20 protein-coding genes and 1 tRNA gene are annotated in these 20473 nt (G+C 41.7%); 6 read left to right on the top strand and 15 right to left on the bottom strand.

The genetic code is table 11. The features are described 5' to 3' along the window. The 14 genes from nuoI to VK159_RS06165 all read right to left on the bottom strand — a co-directional run bounded on the left by nuoI (position 1) and on the right by VK159_RS06165 (position 12062). Positions 1 to 567, bottom strand: coding sequence for an NADH-quinone oxidoreductase subunit NuoI (gene nuoI / locus VK159_RS06230; RefSeq protein WP_324229272.1), 567 nt, complete (start codon positions 565 to 567; stop codon positions 1 to 3). Between the two features lie 116 nt (positions 568 to 683). Then, on the bottom strand, positions 684 to 1736 hold the full coding sequence (gene nuoH / locus VK159_RS06225) for an NADH-quinone oxidoreductase subunit NuoH (protein WP_324229271.1): 1053 nt from the start codon (positions 1734 to 1736) through the stop codon (positions 684 to 686). Positions 1737 to 1741: 5 nt separating this feature from the next. After that, on the bottom strand, positions 1742 to 2854 hold the full coding sequence (locus VK159_RS06220) for a 2Fe-2S iron-sulfur cluster-binding protein (RefSeq protein WP_324229270.1): 1113 nt from the start codon (positions 2852 to 2854) through the stop codon (positions 1742 to 1744). A 27-nt stretch (positions 2855 to 2881) separates the two neighbouring features. After that, a complete protein-coding gene (gene nuoF / locus VK159_RS06215; RefSeq protein ID WP_324229269.1) occupies positions 2882 to 4243 on the bottom strand; it encodes an NADH-quinone oxidoreductase subunit NuoF in 1362 nt (453 codons plus the stop codon). 100 nt (positions 4244 to 4343) lie between these two features. Further along, complete coding sequence (locus VK159_RS06210; RefSeq protein WP_324229268.1) at positions 4344 to 4547, bottom strand: hypothetical protein; 204 nt, start codon at positions 4545 to 4547, stop codon at positions 4344 to 4346. Between the two features lie 2 nt (positions 4548 to 4549). Then, complete coding sequence (gene nuoE / locus VK159_RS06205) at positions 4550 to 5041, bottom strand: NADH-quinone oxidoreductase subunit NuoE (protein WP_324229267.1); 492 nt, start codon at positions 5039 to 5041, stop codon at positions 4550 to 4552. 78 nt (positions 5042 to 5119) lie between these two features. Further along, positions 5120 to 6346, bottom strand: a complete 1227-nt coding sequence (locus VK159_RS06200; protein ID WP_324229266.1) for an NADH-quinone oxidoreductase subunit D — start codon at positions 6344 to 6346, stop codon at positions 5120 to 5122. A gap of 20 nt (positions 6347 to 6366) precedes the next feature. Then, complete coding sequence (locus VK159_RS06195) at positions 6367 to 6885, bottom strand: NADH-quinone oxidoreductase subunit C (protein WP_324229265.1); 519 nt, start codon at positions 6883 to 6885, stop codon at positions 6367 to 6369. Between the two features lie 69 nt (positions 6886 to 6954). After that, complete coding sequence (locus VK159_RS06190) at positions 6955 to 7545, bottom strand: NADH-quinone oxidoreductase subunit B (RefSeq protein ID WP_324229264.1); 591 nt, start codon at positions 7543 to 7545, stop codon at positions 6955 to 6957. Between the two features lie 116 nt (positions 7546 to 7661). Continuing rightward, a complete protein-coding gene (locus VK159_RS06185; RefSeq protein WP_324229263.1) occupies positions 7662 to 8081 on the bottom strand; it encodes an NADH-quinone oxidoreductase subunit A in 420 nt (139 codons plus the stop codon). 118 nt (positions 8082 to 8199) lie between these two features. Next, positions 8200 to 9966 (bottom strand): tetratricopeptide repeat protein, encoded by a 1767-nt coding sequence (locus VK159_RS06180; protein ID WP_324229262.1) that lies wholly within the window; start codon positions 9964 to 9966, stop codon positions 8200 to 8202. 56 nt (positions 9967 to 10022) lie between these two features. After that, positions 10023 to 10958, bottom strand: coding sequence for a substrate-binding domain-containing protein (locus VK159_RS06175; protein ID WP_324229261.1), 936 nt, complete (start codon positions 10956 to 10958; stop codon positions 10023 to 10025). A gap of 3 nt (positions 10959 to 10961) precedes the next feature. Continuing rightward, positions 10962 to 11201 carry a hypothetical protein gene (locus tag VK159_RS06170; protein ID WP_324229260.1) on the bottom strand — a complete coding sequence of 80 codons (240 nt, stop codon included), beginning with the start codon at positions 11199 to 11201 and terminating at the stop codon, positions 10962 to 10964. Positions 11202 to 11237: 36 nt separating this feature from the next. Beyond that, positions 11238 to 12062 (bottom strand): TonB family protein, encoded by an 825-nt coding sequence (locus VK159_RS06165; RefSeq protein WP_324229259.1) that lies wholly within the window; start codon positions 12060 to 12062, stop codon positions 11238 to 11240. Between the two features lie 323 nt (positions 12063 to 12385). On the opposite strand from VK159_RS06165, the gene VK159_RS06160 reads away from it, so the two are divergent. From VK159_RS06160 to VK159_RS06140, 5 genes are all read left to right on the top strand, one after another. Beyond that, positions 12386 to 12868 carry a low molecular weight protein-tyrosine-phosphatase gene (locus VK159_RS06160; RefSeq protein WP_324229258.1) on the top strand — a complete coding sequence of 161 codons (483 nt, stop codon included), beginning with the start codon at positions 12386 to 12388 and terminating at the stop codon, positions 12866 to 12868. 50 nt (positions 12869 to 12918) lie between these two features. Beyond that, complete coding sequence (gene hisS / locus VK159_RS06155) at positions 12919 to 14283, top strand: histidine--tRNA ligase (protein WP_324229257.1); 1365 nt, start codon at positions 12919 to 12921, stop codon at positions 14281 to 14283. 92 nt (positions 14284 to 14375) lie between these two features. Next, a tRNA-Ser gene (locus VK159_RS06150) sits at positions 14376 to 14464 on the top strand. 119 nt (positions 14465 to 14583) lie between these two features. Next, entirely contained in the window at positions 14584 to 17439 is a 2856-nt protein-coding gene (locus VK159_RS06145) for a T9SS type A sorting domain-containing protein (protein WP_324229256.1), read from the top strand. A 49-nt stretch (positions 17440 to 17488) separates the two neighbouring features. Beyond that, positions 17489 to 17983 carry a hypothetical protein gene (locus VK159_RS06140; RefSeq protein WP_324229255.1) on the top strand — a complete coding sequence of 165 codons (495 nt, stop codon included), beginning with the start codon at positions 17489 to 17491 and terminating at the stop codon, positions 17981 to 17983. Positions 17984 to 18065: 82 nt separating this feature from the next. Here VK159_RS06140 and VK159_RS06135 read toward each other — a convergent pair whose 3' ends face one another. Continuing rightward, positions 18066 to 19259: an acetyl-CoA C-acyltransferase gene (locus tag VK159_RS06135; RefSeq protein ID WP_324229254.1), complete on the bottom strand. Its 1194-nt coding sequence runs from the start codon at positions 19257 to 19259 to the stop codon at positions 18066 to 18068. Positions 19260 to 19326: 67 nt separating this feature from the next. Here VK159_RS06135 and rlmN point away from each other — a divergent pair, with 67 nt between their 5' ends. After that, a complete protein-coding gene (gene rlmN, locus VK159_RS06130; protein WP_324229253.1) occupies positions 19327 to 20382 on the top strand; it encodes a 23S rRNA (adenine(2503)-C(2))-methyltransferase RlmN in 1056 nt (351 codons plus the stop codon). Positions 20383 to 20473 lie beyond the last annotated feature (91 nt).

Raw genomic sequence — 20473 nt, 5'->3', positions numbered from 1 at the left:
TTATGCAGTCTGTTGATTGGCTTTCGCCTTTCGTTCGTCAATTAATCCTTTTGCTTTGGTAAACGCTTCCGGGTTTTCCTTTGGATGAGGAATCACGAGGTTGTCTTTACCATATATAAAACTTTGCCGGCTGTAATTCGCAGGCGCAAATGTTTCAGTCAAATAGATCGCATCTTTCGGACAAGCCTCTTCACACAAACCACAGAAAATGCAACGCAGCATATTGATCTCGTACTTCGCTGCATATTTTTCTTCACGATATAAATGTTCTTCGCCGGGCAAACGTTCTGCTGCATCCATCGTAATGGCTTCGGCCGGGCAAGCTACTGCACACAAACCACAAGCCGTACAATTTTCACGTCCTTCTTCATCACGGTTCAGGATATGCAAGCCACGAAACACAGGACTGAATGGTCTTGTTTGTTCGGGGTATTGAATCGTTACCTTCTTTTTAAAAATATGCGAAAACGTGATTCCCATTCCTTTGAAAATTGCAGGCAGATAAATCTTTTCTGCAACACTCATCGGTTTACGGTCTACCAGTTTTGCTTTGTTTGTTAATTGCATCAACGTTTTTTATAAAAGTTTGCAAATATATTTTTTGTCATCCACTTCAACTCTCTCTTCTTCTTTTGTTGCGTCGCACCCTTGTACTGTAGCAATTCTATTCATCACTCATCTTATCATTTCTTCAAAAACAAAATCACCGCCGCTGTCACCAACATGTTGAACAACGCTAAAGGAATCAATCCTTTCCAACCGAGGTTCATCAACTGATCGTAACGGAACCTTGGGATTGTCCAACGTACCCACATAAATATGAAAATGAACACAAGAATTTTAATAAATAAGGCAGCCGCTCCTAACAAGGCCATGATGTTGGCCGAGAAACCCCATGCACTTTCATCATAGAATGGAATAATGTCGTAACCTCCGAAATACAAAGTCGCCATGATGGCACTGCTGATGAACATATTGATGTATTCAGCAAACAAATAGAAACCCAACTTCAAACTTGAATACTCAGAGTGGTAACCACCGATCAATTCGTTCTCTGCTTCTGCAAGATCGAATGGTGTACGGTTACATTCAGCAAACGCACACACTAAGAAAATGAAGAAGCCGAGTGGCTGCACAAAAAAGTTCCACCAGCCATCTTGTTGTTGCTGCACCATTTCACCAAGACTCAACGTGCCGGTTACCATGATCAAAGCGATCAACGAAATACCCATCGCCAGTTCATACGAAATGATCTGTGACGCTGCACGCAAACCGCCCATCAACGAAAACTTGTTATTACTCGCCCATGCACCGATCATAATACCATAAACACCTAAACTTAAAATTCCGAATACATAGAGGATACCAATATTTACATCAGCAATCTGTAATGTAATAGTGCGTCCGAATAATTCTGCTTTATCGCCCCATGGAATGACAGCGCTGGTTAACATCGCTGTGATCATGGCCAATGACGGACCGAGAATAAATAAAATTTTATTGGAAGAAGTGGGGATGATCTCTTCTTTAAAAAACATCTTCAAACCATCGGCCAGCGGTTGTAAAATACCAAACGGACCTGCACGGTTGGGACCAACACGATCCTGAATCCATGCTGCTACTTTGCGTTCGCCGAACGTCATGTATAGCGCAACCACCAATGAAATAGTGATAATAACAGCAATGAAGATCGTTTTCTCCAGCACCATTGCCCAATCGACTGCTAATAAAGTCATATCCATTAATTTCCTTTCTTCAATTGTTTAAACGATTCCGACGTGGCCGCTCCTTTTATTTCACTCAACTCCACCTGGTTTACTTCACTTACATCTTTAATGTTCATGAGCAACTTCGGATCCCTTCCTCCCATTACCTTCTTAATTGTTTCATTTGGTTTTACTCCATTCTCATAATGTCCTTGTGAAATAACCGAATGACGATTGATCTGTGATGGTCCTTCAATGACCCAATCGCTTGCTTTCTTCCGTTCGAAGCGACAGGTATTACAAATCCATCCTGTTTCACCTTTCGTTGTATCTTTTACTTCACCCCACTCATCTTTACGTGCCGTTACACGAAGCACTTCATCACCACGCATCCAAAGTTGCACTTCACCACTACATTTATCACAGTTGCAATGTGCATCAACCGGCTTGGTAAACCACACACGGTTTTTGAAACGGAATGTTCTATCGGTTAATGCGCCTACAGGACAAACATCGATCACATTGCCAATAAAATCATTATCTAAACTCTTCTCGATATACGTTGCAATTTCAGAATGATCGCCACGCATTAAAATACCATGTTTGCGTTCATTCGTCACCTGATCAGCAGTGTACACACAACGATAACAAAGAATGCAACGTGTCATGTGCAGTTGAATGTATGGACCCAGATCATGCTTATCGAATGTTCTGCGTTTGAACTCGTAACGGCTGGCACCTTTGCCATGTTCGTAACTGAGATCCTGCAAATGACATTCACCTGCCTGGTCGCAGATCGGACAATCCAACGGATGATTGATCAATAAAAATTCAACCACACCATTTCTTGCATCAATTACACGATCGCTGGTAATATTTTTCACCACCATTCCGTCCATTACATTGGTACGGCAACTTGCCACCAACTTTGGCATTGGTCGTGGATCTGCCGCAGAACCTGCAGCAACTTCCACTAAGCAAGTACGACACTTACCACCACTATCTTTCAGCTTTGTGTAATAACACATCGCCGGCGGCGCTACATCACCACCTACTTTCCGTGCAGCCTGCAGAATAGTTGTTCCCGGCTCCACTTCAACGGTGATGTTGTCGATGGTTACTGTAAATAATTTCTTTTCGTCTGCCATATTAATAAATACGTTCTTTCAAATTTGTTATGCAGTTGGTGCCGCAATCTCTAATGGTTTCGCATAATTCGCCAAACCATAGTTCCTCTTCAATGCATCTGCCGGATTTGTTACATGCCATTCAAACTCATCACGGAAATGACGGATAGCTGCTGCCACCGGCCATGCTGCTGCATCACCTAACGGACAAATGGTATTTCCTTCGATCTTGCGTTGAATATCCCAAAGCAAATCGATATCATTCATCTTGCCTTTTCCGTTTTCAATGTTGAGCAGAATTTTTTCCATCCAACCGGTCCCTTCTCTGCAAGGCGAACATTGTCCGCAACTTTCATGACGATAGAAACGGGCTAAGGTATAAGTGTGTTTCACCACGCACTGATCTTCATCCATTGCAATAAAACCACCACTACCCATCATACTACCGGTTGCAAAACCACCATCACTCAAACTTTCATAGGTCATCATCCTAGTTTCGCCCTTTGCTGTTTTCAACAAAAGATTTGCAGGTAGAATCGGAACCGATGAACCACCGGGAATACATGCTTTCAATCTTTTATTATTAGCAATGCCTCCGCAGTACTCGTCACTGTAAATAAATTCTTCAACCGAAATATTCATTTCAATTTCATACACACCGGGCTTGTTTAAGTTACCGCATGCAGAAATCAATTTTGTTCCTGTTGATTTGCCAATACCAATCTTGGCATATTCATCACCACCATCGTTTACAATTGGCACAACTGCTGCAATGGTTTCCACATTGTTCACCACTGTTGGGCATCCCCACAACCCTTTTACCGCAGGAAACGGAGGCTTAATACGTGGATTACCACGCTTACCTTCCAAGCTTTCAATCAATGCGGTTTCTTCACCGCAGATATAAGCACCTGCACCTGGTTGCACAAAGATGTCGCAATCGAAACCGCTGCCTAAAATATTTTTTCCTAACCAACCTGCATTGCGTGCTTCCTGCACCGCTACTTCTAAAATTTCTTTCACCCACCAGTATTCACCACGGATGTAGATATAAGAAGTATTGCTGCCCAATGCGTACGATGCGGTGATCATTCCTTCAATCAACAGATGTGGAATAAATTCCATCAGGTAACGATCCTTGAATGTACCCGGCTCACTCTCATCTGCATTCACCACCAAATAACGGGGAACACCCTCAGGCTTTGCAAGGAAACTCCATTTCATGCCCGTAGGAAAACCTGCACCACCTCTGCCACGCAATCCACTTTTCTTTACTTCTTCTGTTACAGCTTCGGGAGCCATTGTCTTCAATGCTTTCTCCACGCTGCGGTAACCACCTTCACGGCGATACACATCATAATGCCTGATGCCTTCAATATGTGCTTTGTCTAAAAGTAATTTTCTTCCCATATACCTCTGTCTCCTAGAGGAGAATGTTTTTATTTTTTGTTATCAGCAATTTTACTCCTGTTTAGCTGCTGTTGCGTCGCACTCTTGTACGTTCTTAATTCTATTCAACATTATTGTCTTTAAACCATTCCGGTTTAAAACGAATCAGGTTTCTGAGAACTAATGATCCTAGTGCCAATCCTATTCCCACAAACATCATTGGGCGCATGGTTGCTTTATCCTTGCTCATCAGGAAAACGATGATAACAATCATCGCTGATGTTGAAAGTAAAAACCCAATAAACATGGCCGTTTTCTTTGTCATCTTTAATTGGCTTTAGCTTTCCCTTCTGCAATCAATGCGTCGATCTTTTCTTTGGTGAGGTGTTCACGATAATCAGGACCCAACTGCATCATAGGTGCATAACCACAGGCACCTAAACATTCCACCGTCTTCAATGTAAACAGTCCATCTGCTGTTGTTTGCCCGGGTTTGATGCCCAGCTTCTCGTAGATATAATCTACAATTCCATCACTTCCTCTCAACATGCAAGGACCGGTTTGACAAACTTCAAATATTGTTTTGCCTACAGGTTGTAAATTGTACATGCTGTAGAATGTAGCTACTTCATACACTTCAATCGGAGCGATCTTTAATAATTCCGCTGCATAGTCCATTGCTTCCGAACTTAACCATCCACCATTTTCCTTCTGCACAAAATGCAGCAATGGAAGCAACGCACTTTTTTGTTTGCCTTCCGGGTAATGAGAGATCATCTCTTCTACCTGCTTTAACTTATCTTCTGAAAACCGAATCATCTATTTTAGATTTTAGATTTGCGATTTTAGATTGCCTTTAAGTAAATCTGCAATCTAAAATCTGACATCTGCAATTTTTTATGCGTCTAATTCTCCCGCAATCAAATTCAAGCTACTCATTACCACAATGGCATCACTCAACATCCCACCTTTTACCAATTCCTCAAATGCCTGGTAATAAATAAAACATGGTCGACGGAAATGTAAACGATAAGGAGTTCTGCCACCATCACTGATAAAATAATAACCTAACTCACCGTTTGCACCTTCTACGCTGTTATATACTTCACCTTTTGGCATTTCAATTTCACCCATAATGATCTTGAAGTGCCAGATGAGCGCTTCCATACTGGTGTACACCTCTTTCTTTTCTGGCAAATAATACTCCGGCACATGCGCATGATACACTTCTGCATCGGCACCTTTGAAATCCTGTATCTTCTGATACGCCTGTTCAATAATGCTTAAGCTCTCCCACATTTCAACATTACGAACGAGATATCGATCGTATGTATCACCGGTTGTTCCAACAGGAACAATGAAATTGAAATCTTCGTAAGATGAATAAGGTGTATGAACACGTACATCATAATCCACACCGGCAGCACGCAGGTTTGGACCGGTAAAACCATAGTTCAATGCACGCTCTGCAGAAATAGGACCGCAACCAATGGTACGATCCATGAAAATGCGGTTACGGGTGAACAGGTTTTCAAATTCTTTTAATGCCTTTGGATATTCTTTGAGGAACTTCTCTAATTTTTCCCACGCAACCGGTGTAAAGTTTCGTTCGAAACCACCAATGCGACCAATATTGGTTGTTAAGCGGCTGCCGCAGATCTCTTCATAAATTTCATAGATCAATTCACGGAACTCCATCAGATAAACGAAACCTGAGAAGGCGCCTGTATCAACACCTAAAATTGAATTACAAATCAGGTGATCACTGATGCGTGCAAGCTCCATGAGAATGACACGCAGGTAATCAACACGCTTGGGCGTTTGAATACCTAATAATTTTTCGCAGGTAAGATGCCAGCCAATATTATTAATAGGGCTGCTGCAATAATTCAGACGATCAGTAATAGGTGTGATCTGATAAAGCGGACGACGTTCGGCCAGCTTTTCAAATGCACGGTGAATATAGCCTACTGTTGATTCAGAAGACATCACCCGCTCCCCGTCCATTTCCATGATGTTTTGAAACACACCATGTGTAGCAGGATGCGTAGGCCCTACATTGAGCGTGATCGTTTGCTTCTCAATGGAACCTTCCGGTAATAATATATTTTGAACGTCACTCATTATTCATTACGCATTATTCATTAATTAATACTTCCTCCTCTTCCAAACATCTCATCGTCTTTATCAATCCTTGTCTGATCTTCCAACGGAAATTCTTTGCGCATCGGGAAATAATCCATCTCATCTACATTCAGAATGCGTTTGAGATTCGGATGCCCAACGAAATTCACACCAAAAAAATCATAGGTTTCACGCTCCATCCAGTTGGCCGATGAGTACAATTGTGTTGCTGTAAACACATCGGGAGTATTGATATCAGTAAATACTTTAAAACGGATACGCACATTATCAACCAGGTTGTGCAAGTGATACACCACTGCTAATTCACGTCCTTTATCGGTTGGATAATGCACAGCCTGTAAATCAGTAAGGAAACGAAACTGCAATGTTTCGTCGTCAAATAAGAACTGGAGTACTTTTAAATTCAAATCTTTTGGCGCTTCAAATGTGAGCATGCCATACGGCTCGGAAAAAGCATATACTTGCTCTCCAAATTTCTCTACCAGTTTGTTTTGAATCTGTTCGTTGGTTAAACTCATAAACGCTTCACGCTTTTCGCTGCTTGCTGCACGCCAAAGCTTGAAGCTAGTAGCGTGAGGCTGGCAGCCTTATTGTATTCCGTAACTATCCAATAATTTTTGATAATGTTCACTGTTGCGGCGGCGGAGACTTTCCTGCCCCACTAACTCCTGCACTTTCATCAAACCATCCAGAATTGCTTCCGGACGTGGAGGACACCCTGGTACATATACATCTACCGGAACTACCTGATCAATACCCTGTAACACACTGTATGTATCGAAAATACCACCGCTGCTGGCACATGCACCCACAGCCATTACCCAACGGGGTTCGGCCATTTGCAGGTACACCTGTTTTACAACGGGTCCCATTTTCTTAGAAATTGTACCCATTACCATCATCAGATCGCACTGGCGGGGAGTAAAGGCCATCCGCTCAGAACCAAAACGACCAAGATCGTAATGAGCAGCAGCCGTTGCCATAAACTCGATACCGCAGCAGGATGTTGCAAAAGGTAATGGCCAAATAGAATTCTTACGGGCCAGCCCTACTACTTCGCTGAGCTTAGTAGCAAAGAACCCTTCACCCATATGACCATCGGGCATACCAACCATGCTGATATGACCTTTATAGTCGGTTGGTATTGGGTTGATATTAAATTGTACCGGACGTGACATAATATTTTTAGTTGAAGATTTGAAATGAAATGCTTTCTACCAGTCTCACAACAACTACTGCACCACAAAGTTTGCAAGGCAGCAAGTTTCACATTTCAAATCTGTGATTGTTCAGCTTAATCTTCCCAGTTCAACGCACCTTTCTTGATAATATAATAGAATCCGCAAAGAAAAAATCCTACAAACATCAATACAGCCATGAATCCGCTCCATCCCAACTCCCTGAAATTAACAGCGTAGGGATAGAAAAAGATCACTTCCACATCAAACAACACAAACAAAATGGCTACCAGGAAGTATTTTACCGCCATTGGCTGACGGGCATTACCATGAATTTCGATACCACTTTCAAAGTTTTCCAGCTTTTGAGCAGTTGGGCGTTTAGGACCAAGCAAATGTGTTACCACCATCATCACTGCTACGAAACCAACTGCAAACAATATCTGGATACCGATAGGGAAATAATTACCTGAATCATTCACCGATTGAACAACGGGTGCTGCGGGACTGGACTGTAAAAAGAAAAACCATTTCATGTAAATGCAGGTTTTGAATGCCGCAAAAATAAGGCAGGGTATTGGAAATTCCCTGTAATAAAAAAAAATCCCCCCGCTATTGCGGAGGGATCTATAAATAAAATGAAATCAAGATCAGTTAACTGTAAATGAAAGCCTGTCTTTCATTACGCCCCGTAACAGAATTACTGTTTACCCCACTCGTTGCTTTGCTGTTGTTACCGGTTGCCTGTGATTTACCGCCGGTGAGCTGACGCTTATATTCAGCGGCCTCTTTATCAGCCGGATCAATTGCCAGGATCTTATCGCAAAACTCGATGGCAACTTTATAATCTTTCTTCACAAAAATGTTATAGCCAATAAAATATTTATAAGCCAATTTAATCTGCGGACGGAATGAAACAGAGTCCTTGCTGGCAGAAGCAACCTGCACAAATTTTTCAAAATGCGGGTTGGCCATGCTGTTTACCATGCTGGTGTCGATGCTCCAGTTAGAGCGTGCACGCCAATAGTAACCATAAGCCTGATCAGGGTACTGCGTTGTGTAAATAGCAAATACGCTGTCTGCTTTACGGTAAAAGTTAAAATCTCCGGACGCAGAACCTGCATCAAAGAATGTACGACCTAAATTATACATGTCTACATTACTTGGCGATTTTTTAGCATTATATTGCTTCTCTTGCCAATAAGCCTTTGCAACCTTGTCATTCAGTTTATTTGCAAGAACAATTGCCTTGTCTAAATAGGAAGCTTTGTTCTCCTGCACCGTATCTACATTCATCGCTTTTTCATAATAAGCATATGCCTGCGATTCGCTGCCGGGTGTTCCAGACATGATATCTCCAAGCAACTCGTAATCTTTTGGAACAATTTCTTCCTGCTTTGATTTAGTCAGGTATACGTCAATATTCTTTTTTGCATTGGCGTATTCTGCAACCGCATTAACAGAATCCTTTTCTTTGGCCAGCTTTTCAGCCAATGACTTATGACTATAGGCCTTTAACACATAGATACGTGGCTTAATCACGTCCGCACCAACTCTTTTAATTAGATCATCGCTCTGAGTAATAGCCTCTTTAAATTGGCCTGAAGCGTATTTGAGATAAATCCGGAAATAATCATTTTGCGGATCGCTGTCGATCACAGCAATATATTTGTTTAAATAGTCTTCTGCTTTAGCAACATCTCTGAAATACCAGTATGCATACAAAGAATAGAAAGCAGGACCATAATTTGGATCCATAGAAACAGCCTCTTCAAAAGCTGGCAAAAAGAATTCCCTGTTCTTTTGACTCTCGTAAATCAATCCTTCTTTATGCTTTGCAGCTGCATATTTAGGATTAAGGGTGAGGGCGTTTTTGAATGCAAGCACTGCATTACCGCCATCCACCAATTTCCTGTATGCATCACCAATGGTTACAAAAACCGAAGGGTCGTTGAATTTCTTAGTTGTTGTGATCTTTTGCAGATGACCAATACCATAATTAGCATCACCCGCTTTTGTATAAGCATTTGCACGGCCTACCGCATGCAATACTTCATTATCTTTTGATTTGCTCGTGTTGATCGCCATATCAAAATGATTACGGGCATCAGTTGCTTTATTTTCAAGCAATTCAACATGTCCCATACCTGCGAGGAGGATAGGAGAAGTAGCATTGGCCTGCAAAGCTGTCTGGTAGGTTTGTTTTGCTTTGACTACATCTTCCAAACCAATGTATGCCTGACCCAACCAATAGGCTGCTTCCTCATTCTTGGGGTTTGCAGCTACGAGTTTCTCAAAAACATCTTTTGCGCTTTTGAACCGCTCATAGTACATGAACTTCTTTCCATCATCAATAGATTGTGCCAACAACTGCTGCACGAAAAAAACTGCCACAAATGCTAAACTGAGTGATCGTTTCATTTTTTCTTTCTTTGGTTTAAGTAATCGGTTGCTCAGGGTCGGTAAAAATATTAAAATTATTGCTTTACAGGCTTCACTAATTTCAGTTGAGTTTCTCTCATGATAAAAATCCTTCTTGCCGGTACCAGATATCCTCTTCTAAAGATCAGTTGTCCCCTGTCGCTGTTCATAAAATTCACGAATGCTTTTCCCAGGCCCACATGATTCTCTTTTAAGACGTAATAGATCTCCCTTGTGTAAGGATAACGTTTTGTTAAAATATCTTCCTGCCATGGTTTTGTATAAGTGTTTGCTTCTTCGCAACTATCGCAGGGAAGCCATGCAATCCGCACCTTCTTCAACAGCTCCAGTTGCTTGCTGTCTTCAGGATTACCGATCCAGCTAACTCCTACAAAACCAATATAACCCGGGTTTGCTGCAATATATTCTACCACCTCGCTGCTGCTTCTTGCAGCTGTAATGATCGATGTATTAAACAACTTTCCTTTCAATATACTATCGATGGCATAACGTACCGTACTGGTTGCATTTACCCCGTCAAAAACAAGTTTATAAGGCAACTTCTCCGTACCTAACAACATTCCTGCCACTTCTTCCTTGGTAAAAACGGAATCAGGAGCATTTCTGTTCACCACCAATGCAACGGCATCGCTTGCAAGCAGATCACTTTGGGGATATAAGCCAAGAGAATCGGCATAGTAGTTTGCCTCTTCGGAGGTGATTTTTTTGGTGACGATCACCATCCGGGTACTGTCGTTCAACAGATCGTTCCAGCAATCAGCTTCCGGCTTGTAATGAGCAATGATCTTCGTCTTAGGGTAAGCCGATTGAAAAACCTGTATCTGTTCTTCAATAATGGGTTTGAACGATTCATCTACACTGATATGTATGGTGCCATCAGTCGCCGAATCAGCAGGCTGCGCCTTTTTTCCCTTACAGGAAAAAAGAAACAGGCTTAAACAGCCAAACAGTACCATGCTCCATTTCTTCATGACTTATGATGGATTGTTATAGGTTTTTACACCCCTGAAAATGCGGAATGCCCCATATAAAAATGCGGCAATTCCGAATACGATCACTACATCGGGGGGTGGAAATGTAATTTCCAGTCCGAGATATTTTGATAAAGCAAGAACCGCCCCCATAACCAGGTAAATGATGCCCATGACAATGTCGAACACTGCCTTTACATTCACGGGTTTATTTTTTTTCCTGAAATCTTCCTGGATTGACATGTAAGCTTTTTAGGGAGCGGGCAAGTTAACTAATTTTTACTCTTCGGGCACGGTAAAGGTTACCGGTTGTGTAAAATAAGATGCCACTGGTTTTCCTCTTTGTTTCCCGGGTTTCCAATTGGGCATACGGCCAATTACACGCATCACTTCCTTATCAAACTCCTTTCCTCCACTCATGGTAATAACTGCATCTGTTACTTCTCCGTTGGCATTCACCACAAATTTTACCCTTACCGTTTTCCTGTCACCTGATTCTAATTCGTCGGGCACACGTAACATGCGTTGCAGGTAGCGGGACCAGGCTTCCATACCACCAGGAAATTCAGGATTTTCATCGGGATGTTCAAGAATAACAGGTTCCTCGGGTGCAGCAATCTGTGGTGGGTTTGGGGTGATGTTTGTTTCGCCGGGTTTTCCCTGAACAAATAGCTCTCCGCCTTCGCCGACTGCAGGTTTGTTTTCGCTTCCCGGAACATATTCTTCCGGATCAGTTCTGTCAATGGGGGGATTTTTAGTTATTTGATCATCTGGCACGATTACAATTTGCCTGTCAACTTTTGTTGGAGGCTGTGCTTCTACAGTTCGTTGTTGGGGTTTTTGTTCCTTTGGCTTATCAATCTCTTTAATATCCGCCAATTTATGATCTGGTTCCAGAACAATTGTAAATGCTCTTTGAGTTGGCTTCTTTGGCTTACTCATTACATACAATGAAACGGCGGTTACTAATAACAACATTATTCCCATAGCTTTTTTGAGATGCGATGGATAAGCTCTGCGGATGGAATAAGCACCGTAAGCTTTGTTACGGTTTTCAAATAAAATATCAAGCAGATCGGCAGTAAGAATTTGTTCGCTTTTCATGTGACAACGTTTTGGTGATGTGAAATAATTGATATATCTGTTTGCGTATGACAGATCATACACTCAAACAAATTTTCATTACACATTCGCCGGCCGGCTGCTGATGAAATGATAACGGTAATTAGATGCGCTGCTGAAAGAAATCCACAAGAAAAGAATAAGCAACAGACAATTTGCAAAAAGCAAATAAGAAGTAAAAAATGAATGATGTGGGATGTTTGGATTTTGGACATTGGCTTTTACTTCTTGTACCTTGTTTTTTGGATATTGGATTTTCATTCTTGCGTCTTGTGCCTTTTACCTTACACCTTATCTTTGCGCTCATGCGCATCTTAATGGTTTGTTTGGGCAATATTTGCAGAAGTCCTTTGGCTGAAGGTGTGCTGCAGCACAAAGCATGGAAAGCCGGTTTGCAATGGAGTGTTGAAAGTGCAGGCACAGGCGCATGGCATGCAGGTGAACCGCCGCATCATTTAAGTATTAAGGTTGCAAAGCATAATGGAGTTGACATCAGCAAACAACGGGCACGTCAATTTGTAAAAGAAGATTTTCTCAATTATGATTTCATTTATGTAATGGACAGCAGCAACTACATTGATGTAAAACAAATGAGTGGCAGGTTGTGGAAAGAAGATAAAGTGGATCTGCTGTTGAATGAATTATATCCCGGTGAGAACAGGGCTGTTCCCGATCCATGGTATGGAAAAGAAGATGGCTATCATACTGTGTATGAAATGATCGATATGGCATGTGATAAGATAATCGAAAAGTATAATGTGAGAAACACGAAAATGTCTGATGTTTGATTTATGATTTGGAATCGCAGGCATTAAAACTATAAACTACAAATTGAAGAATGGCGAAGGTTAATGTATCGTTACCGCAAGGCACAAGAGATTTTGGAGCAGATGTTGTTCGAAAACGCAATTATATATTCAATACCATTAAATCGGTCTTTGAATTATATGGCTTTGAACCACTGGAAACACCTGCCATGGAAAATCTTGATACATTGATGGGCAAGTATGGTGAAGAAGGAGATAAACTGATCTTCAAAATTCTCAACAACGGACTGGATAATCTTGCCAAACAACAAACGATCAAAGACGAATTTGAAAAAATACTCGCAGGAAAAAATACAAGCGCTATTACTGAACGAGCATTGAAGTATGATCTTACCATTCCCTTTGCACGTTATGTAGCGATGAATCACAATCAACTAACCATGCCATTCAAACGCTACCAGGTGCAGCCGGTGTGGAGAGCTGATCGTCCGCAGAAAGGTCGTTACCGTGAGTTTTACCAATGCGATGCAGATGTGGTGGGCAGCAAGTCATTGTTGAATGAAGTTGAGCTGACCAATATTTACTCTACGGTTTTTCAAAAACTCGGCGTTGATGTAGAAATAAAGATCAACAGCAGGAAAATACTTGCTGCATTAGCAGAGGTATGTGGTGGAAGCGAAAAGATGGTTGACATTACTGTTGCAATTGACAAGTTAGACAAGATCGGGTTAGAAAAAGTAAAAGAGGAATTGGTTCAGCGTGGATTAACAGCAGAACAAATTTCCATAATTGAAAAATATTTACTCATCGTTGGCAGCAACGAAGAAAAGCTGCAACAGATCAACTCATTACTTGGTGAATCTGAAACAGGCAGGCAAGGAATTGAAGAATTGGAAACAGTCTATCTGCAATCAGCAATCACTAATCTGCAATTCGACTTTACCTTGGCTCGTGGTCTTAATTATTACACCGGCATTATCTTCGAGGTAAAAGCGAAGAATGTACAGATGGGAAGCATTGGTGGCGGCGGTCGTTACGATGATCTTACCGGTTTGTTTGGTGTGCCAAATATTCCCGGTGTTGGAATTTCGTTTGGCGTTGATCGTATATATGATGTGATGGAGGAATTAAAACTATTCCCTGCGGATGTGCATACGGGAACAACAGTTTTATTCTTTAATCTCGGCGATGCAGAAAGCAAAAAAGCTTTTGAGCTGATGCAGCAGTTACGCAACAAAGCTGTGGCGTGTGAATTGTTTCATGAAAACAGCAAATTCGACAAACAATTCAAATACGCCGAGAAAAAACAAATTCCATTTATCGTCATTCTCGGCACGAAAGAACTCGAAAGCGGCACCTGCAATGTAAAAGAATTGGCTACGGGTGTGCAGGAGTCACTCAGCTTTGATGCTCTGCTCCAAAAATTTTCAATTTAATACGGCTGAATCAGCTAAACAGAAAACCTCTTTTCTTTTTTTGGGTTGTATGGGTGCGAATCTTTATTTTTGCCACCCTTAAAATTTCAGTCGGTGAGGTGGATGAGTGGCTGAAATCAGTAGTTTGCTAAACTGCCGTACGGGTAACTCTGTACCGCGGGTTCGAATCCCGCCCTCACCGCAAAAGCCTCCGATATATCGGGGGCTTTTTGTTTGGATATTATTTCATTGCAACCCTCTCTACAAGAATCCTCATCTCCCTAAAAAAATCTTAACTTACGACAACCTAATTTTTAGAGTATGCGCAAAACAGCTTACCTGCTCCTTTCGGTAGTATCAATCGCCATCATTTCTGTATTTGTTTACAATTACACTGGCAAAAAACAATACAGCACAAAAAATAAAATTTCACTTCTCGGGTTACCTGAAGAAGAAGGTGGCAATAAACGCCGGTTGTATGAATGGAAAATGCTGCACGATCCTGCTAAGGGTGAGATTCCAAGAGATATTCATAAGAAGGAATTAGCGTTGTTACGATCCATACAAAGCAACCAAAACGCTGCCAGCTTCAGACAAACAATCAATAATTCATATACTGCAGCTGGTCCTTCACAAAATGGCGGAAGAACAAGGGCTGTTGCTTATGATATTCGGAATAGTGGAGTAATGTTGGCTGCTGGTATATCAGGTGGTATTTTTCGTTCAACTGATGGCGGAGCAACATGGAGCTTTAGCAACCCAATAAATGATGTTCGCATTGTTAGCTGTTTGGCACAAGACCCACGACCCGGTTTTCAGGATACCTGGTATGCCGGCACAGGTGAATTTTGGGGTTCTTCACCTACTTATCCAAACGCATTAATTCCCGGACATGGCATTTATAAATCGGTTAATAATGGGCAAACCTGGACAAAGCTTCCGTCGTCTATTGATCAAAATGAAACAGAAAATGGTTTTGTGGATGATATTTTTGATATGGTCTTCAACATACAAGTTGACAATAACGGCCATGTCTATGCTGCGGTTTTAGGTGCCATTTTACGCTCAACGAATGGTGGGAATACGTGGGGAGGTTCTTTGTTCGAGTTGAGTGGGCTCTCTACCCCTAATACACCTTTGGTAACTTTAATAACCGACATTGCCATTTCCAAGCCGGGTGTTGCACCAGTGCGTTACTATGCATCCTTTTCAGGCAGAAGTATAGACAGTGACACCGCAGGAGTATGGACATCAACAAATGGGAACTTCGGTTCGTGGACAAAAATTGGAGGGCCCAGTTTGGTGACGGGTTGGAGAGCATACGATAATACTATAACCAATAACGAGTATAATGCCGGTTGGGGTAGAACAATTTTAGCTGTTGCCCCTAGCAATTCCAATATTTTGTATGTGATGTATGACAATGGTCTTGTTGCTTCATCAGGTCAAGCTGAAGCAGATTTGTTCAGGGCAAACCTTGCAAGCTTTCCTACAGTTTCCTGGGCTAACAGATCTGCAAACCTAATGGCTCTTCAAAATGGCAGCACTACAAAATACTTGGAAACACAAGATGAATACAATATGTTACTTGCAGTTCACCCAACTCTGGAAAATTTTGTTCTAGCAGGCGGAGTCAATCTGTTTAAATCAACTGATGGCTTTTTAAATCCGGGAACTTTTATCGGTGGATTAGAATCGACTACCTATAATGACCCAAACAGGTTTAGTCATGTAGACTTTCATGCATTTGCATTTCATCCATCAACTCCTAACCGCTTTGTTGTTGGTAACGACGGTGGCTTGCAGGTTACAAACGATATAACTGCATCTACCATAACCTGGGACAATCTTAACAGTCAATACCAAACATTTCAATACTATCACGTTGCTATCGACCCAACATTAGGTTCGCTTACGTTTTCAGGCGGGGCTCAGGATAATTCAACCTCTTATCGTGATTCGAAATTATTATTTGGCCCTGCTCTGTCTGATCCCAATGATCATTACGTTGGTCTTCTTGGTGGTGATGGAGGGATGACTGCGCTTTCGCCCAGTACTTCAACCCAGCAATATTTATACGCTTCCGCTCAAAACGGAATCCTTGCACGTTTAAACATTGTAAAAGGCTCCAACTTAACAGGTGCTCAAATAGATCCAAGTAGTGCCCCTGAAGGCGAATTTGTAACCTACTACCATCTTGATCCTGATAATACAGAACTTCTGTACTATGTAGCAGACAATCGCTTATGGAGAACCACATCGGCGACAACCGTAACCGCAACATCCGGCTGGACAGAAATGACAGGAATTGCAGCTGCGTTAAATACAAGCGGGGAAAGCATTTTTGCGCTTGCAACATCAAGAGGCACTTATAACGGAACCGGCAGTTATCTTTTTATTGGGTCAGATAAGGCTAAGATCTATCGCATGCAAGACCCTAGGAATGCAGCCGCATCAACAGCACCGGTAAATATTACACCATCAGGTATAACAGCAGATGCACTGGTTCGAGAAATTGCAGTTAATCCCCGTAACCCTGATACAGTGTTGGCAGTAATTTCTAATTATGGGGCTACTAGTGCTTTCTGGACTGGAAATGCATTATCAGCCTCTCCAACATGGCAATTAGTAGAAGGAAACATTGCAACAGCATCTTTTAGATCATGCGCCATTGTGGCCACAACTACCGGAGTTGAATATTATGTAGGCACATCCATAGGCCTGTTCAGTACATCAACTATTAACAGCACATCAACTGTATGGACATTAGAAGGTCCGGCCGTTATGCAAGGTGCTATTGTAAATGATCTTGTTTTACGCACGGCCGACAATACTTTACTTGTAGGTACACATGGCAACGGTATGTTCTATACCGTTATTGGCAATGTGCCAACTTCTGTTCCTGATGTTGTGGTAAATGATAAACGATTCATTAATGCAGTATTCCCAACCATTACACCGGGTGATATTAATTTCCGGACAGGTGGAGCAACCGGCATCAAGACCATCCATATTCGTGTAACGAATTTAAGCGGACAGGTATTAATGAAACGGACACAGGCTTACCAAAATGGCACAGTACCACTTGGTCCGTTATCAACAGGTAGTTATCTGCTTGAGATCATAAGCGACAACCGCAGGTATAAACATGTACAACAATTTGTGAAAACGAATTAACGCTTATGTAATGCAGTTGTGCCGGGCATCAACATGCTAAACGAAAAAGATGAAAACAATTTTAATGGGTTTGCTTTTTATTTGTTGCACATCGTTTCTGCACACAGGAAAATATCCTGTTGTAAAATTGTATGCTTATCAGCAAAAAGTAAGCGGTGGTGCTAATTTTTCGTCGAAAGAAAAAGGAAGAGCAAAGCTGCAGCAATATGTTTACCTGCTTATCCGCAATGGCAGAAGTATTACTATTGATGATGTGTGGATCGATGGACGCAGCGTATCATTTACAACGGAAGAAGTGAAGTCTCCTGTTACGATGGAGAAATCACTCAAACTTGGAAACAATGCTGAAGCAGACACACTTGTTCCTGAAACAACACATACCGTAACGCAGATCATTTTTACAAATGAAACTGCACCTGCAATGACCAGTTCGCCTTACCGTTACAGAAAGTATCCTTTACTGATGCGCTACAGCGAGAGCGGTAAGACATACTTTCTTGGCGCAAAAAGCTGGACAATAATTGATCCGAAAGTGAACCAATAGCAGTTTCAACTAAATGCATATAAAAAGCTGTTACGTTTCAAATGCGTAACAGCTTTTTATTTTATAGTGCTGATCTATTGTTTCAGATCATTTCATAAATAACAGCTGCTCCCTGCCCCACTCCTACACACATTGTTGCCAGTCCGTATTTGCTTTTTCTTCTTTTCATTTCATGTAATAATGTTGTAGAGATACGCACACCGCTACAACCTAGTGGATGGCCAATTGCAATGGCGCCACCGTTTACATTCACTTTTTGAATATCAAGACCAAGATCATGAATACAGGCAATACTTTGTGAAGCAAATGCTTCATTGAGTTCAACCAGGTCGAGATCGCTAACAGTAAGGCCTGCACGTTGTAATGCTTTCTGTGTTGCAGGTACTGGTCCGATACCCATAATAGCAGGATCAACGCCGGCCACAGCCATTGATTTTATTTTTGCTATAGGCTTCAGGTTATATTTTTTTACGGCTTCTTCGCTTGCCAATAACATAACTGCGGCACCATCATTAATACCGCTTGAATTACCTGCTGTTACGGTGCCATCTGCAGCAAACGCAGCTTTCAATTTTGCCAATTGCTCAATGGTTGTTTCTCTCGGATGTTCATCGCCATGAACCACAATCACCTGCTTGCCTTGTACTGCTTCCACAGGAACAATTTCTTCAGCCCATTTACCTGCTGTTTTTGCAGCAGCATATTTTGCCTGGCTTTCTAATGCAAATTCATCCTGTGCATGCCGTGAAATATTCCACTGCTTCGCTACGTTCTCAGCAGTTTCACCCATACTGTAAGGATGATATAATTCAGAAAGACGGGAATTTAAAAACCGCCAGCCAAGTGTTGTATCGTACAGTTCTGTTTTTCGACCAAATGCATCAGTTTGTTTGGGCATTACAAAAGGTGCCCTGCTCATACTTTCCACTCCACTTGCAATCATCAATTCAGCATCACCATTGGCAATTGCTCTTGCACTATCCATGATAGCCTGCAAACCGCTTGCACACAAGCGATTTACCGTGTTGCCTGCAACTGTTACAGGTAAGCCTGCAAGCAGCGCCGCCATCCGGGCCACGTTACGATTATCCTCGCCACTTTGATTTGCAGCACCTGCAATTACTTCTTCAATAGCATTTACATCCATAGATGCATTGCGATGCACCAAAGCTTTAATGACATGAGCAAGCAGATCATCGGGGCGAACAGTAGCCAATGCACCACCGTATTTGCCGATGGGTGTGCGGACGCAATCGATAATATAAACTGGATTCATATGTAATTATAAAAGCCAAATGTAAAGAACTCAATTCAATCCGTTTTTGGTTTGTACCTTTGCCGCTATGCAAGTAGCGAACGAGCGAAATATCCGCCACTTAAGTCTTGAAGAAATCACGGATTTCTTCGAAAGCATGGGGGAAAAGAAATTCAGGGCAAAACAGGTGTATGAATGGCTTTGGCAGAAGCATGCCCACAGCTTTGCCGACATGACCAATCTCAGCAAAGAACTTCGACAAAAACTCGGCGAAACATTTACACTTCCTGCGTTGGCAGTTGATGCTACGCAGTACTCAGCCGATGGAACAGTAAAATCAAGATTCCGCACACACGAAGGTCATTTGGTGGAAGGTGTATTGATCCCAACTGATGAACGCAAAACCGCTTGTGTTTCGTCGCAAATTGGTTGTTCACTCAGTTGTAAATTTTGCGCCACCGGTTATATCGATCGGAAACGTAACCTCCATTATGATGAGATCTATGATGAAGTGGTGCTCATCAATCAGCAAAGTGAGCGTGTGTATGAAAAGAAGCTCACCAATATTGTATTCATGGGCATGGGTGAACCTTTGCTCAACTATAAAAACGTATTGAAAGCAATTGAAAAAATTACTTCACCTGATGGCTTAGGTATGAGCCCACGCCGTATCACCGTATCAACAGCGGGTGTTGCAAAACAGATCAGGCAATTGGGTGATGATGAAGTGCGTTTTAAACTGGCCTTGAGTTTACATGCTGCAACAGATGAAAAGCGTCATGAGATCATGCCCATCAATGATACCAACAATATCAAATCATTGATCGAAGCATTAAATCATTTTTACAAGAAAACAGGTAATGAAATTACATTTGAATATATCCTCTTCAAAGATTTTAATGATTCGTTGAAGGATGCAGATGACCTGATCAAAATTTACAAACAAGTTCCGGCCGACCTCATCAACATTATTGAATATAATCCAATCGACTTAGCAAAATTTCAAAAGCCGGAAGAAGAAGTGACAAATAAATTCATGGCTTATTTAGAAAAACACAAAGTGAATGCACGCTTAAGAAGAAGCCGTGGTAAAGACATTGATGCAGCCTGCGGGCAGTTAGCAAATAAAGAAGGAATAAATTGATACCCTTCTATCCTAAGTCTTCTAACAATTTTAAATTCATAAAAAAGCGGCTATGTAAAAATTGCATAGCCGCTTCTATTTATACAAGATA

Source organism: Lacibacter sp. (genome assembly GCF_035299325.1).
In the GTDB taxonomy this organism is placed as follows: Bacteria; Bacteroidota; Bacteroidia; order Chitinophagales; family Chitinophagaceae; genus Lacibacter.
The sequence above is the reverse complement of the archived record's forward strand: the minus strand, read 5'-3'. Positions and strand labels throughout refer to the sequence as shown.

Coding starts and splice junctions, on each gene's coding strand:
- nuoI (WP_324229272.1), bottom strand. CDS start 567: ATGCAATTAACAAACAAAGCAAAACTGGTAGACCGTAAACCGATGAGT.
- nuoH (WP_324229271.1), bottom strand. CDS start 1,736: ATGACTTTATTAGCAGTCGATTGGGCAATGGTGCTGGAGAAAACGATC.
- VK159_RS06220 (WP_324229270.1), bottom strand. CDS start 2,854: ATGGCAGACGAAAAGAAATTATTTACAGTAACCATCGACAACATCACC.
- nuoF (WP_324229269.1), bottom strand. CDS start 4,243: ATGGGAAGAAAATTACTTTTAGACAAAGCACATATTGAAGGCATCAGG.
- VK159_RS06210 (WP_324229268.1), bottom strand. CDS start 4,547: ATGACAAAGAAAACGGCCATGTTTATTGGGTTTTTACTTTCAACATCA.
- nuoE (WP_324229267.1), bottom strand. CDS start 5,041: ATGATTCGGTTTTCAGAAGATAAGTTAAAGCAGGTAGAAGAGATGATC.
- VK159_RS06200 (WP_324229266.1), bottom strand. CDS start 6,346: ATGAGTGACGTTCAAAATATATTATTACCGGAAGGTTCCATTGAGAAG.
- VK159_RS06195 (WP_324229265.1), bottom strand. CDS start 6,885: ATGAGTTTAACCAACGAACAGATTCAAAACAAACTGGTAGAGAAATTT.
- VK159_RS06190 (WP_324229264.1), bottom strand. CDS start 7,545: ATGTCACGTCCGGTACAATTTAATATCAACCCAATACCAACCGACTAT.
- VK159_RS06185 (WP_324229263.1), bottom strand. CDS start 8,081: ATGAAATGGTTTTTCTTTTTACAGTCCAGTCCCGCAGCACCCGTTGTT.
- VK159_RS06180 (WP_324229262.1), bottom strand. CDS start 9,966: ATGAAACGATCACTCAGTTTAGCATTTGTGGCAGTTTTTTTCGTGCAG.
- VK159_RS06175 (WP_324229261.1), bottom strand. CDS start 10,958: ATGAAGAAATGGAGCATGGTACTGTTTGGCTGTTTAAGCCTGTTTCTT.
- VK159_RS06170 (WP_324229260.1), bottom strand. CDS start 11,201: ATGTCAATCCAGGAAGATTTCAGGAAAAAAAATAAACCCGTGAATGTA.
- VK159_RS06165 (WP_324229259.1), bottom strand. CDS start 12,062: ATGAAAAGCGAACAAATTCTTACTGCCGATCTGCTTGATATTTTATTT.
- VK159_RS06160 (WP_324229258.1), top strand. CDS start 12,386: ATGCGCATCTTAATGGTTTGTTTGGGCAATATTTGCAGAAGTCCTTTG.
- hisS (WP_324229257.1), top strand. CDS start 12,919: ATGGCGAAGGTTAATGTATCGTTACCGCAAGGCACAAGAGATTTTGGA.
- VK159_RS06145 (WP_324229256.1), top strand. CDS start 14,584: ATGCGCAAAACAGCTTACCTGCTCCTTTCGGTAGTATCAATCGCCATC.
- VK159_RS06140 (WP_324229255.1), top strand. CDS start 17,489: ATGAAAACAATTTTAATGGGTTTGCTTTTTATTTGTTGCACATCGTTT.
- VK159_RS06135 (WP_324229254.1), bottom strand. CDS start 19,259: ATGAATCCAGTTTATATTATCGATTGCGTCCGCACACCCATCGGCAAA.
- rlmN (WP_324229253.1), top strand. CDS start 19,327: ATGCAAGTAGCGAACGAGCGAAATATCCGCCACTTAAGTCTTGAAGAA.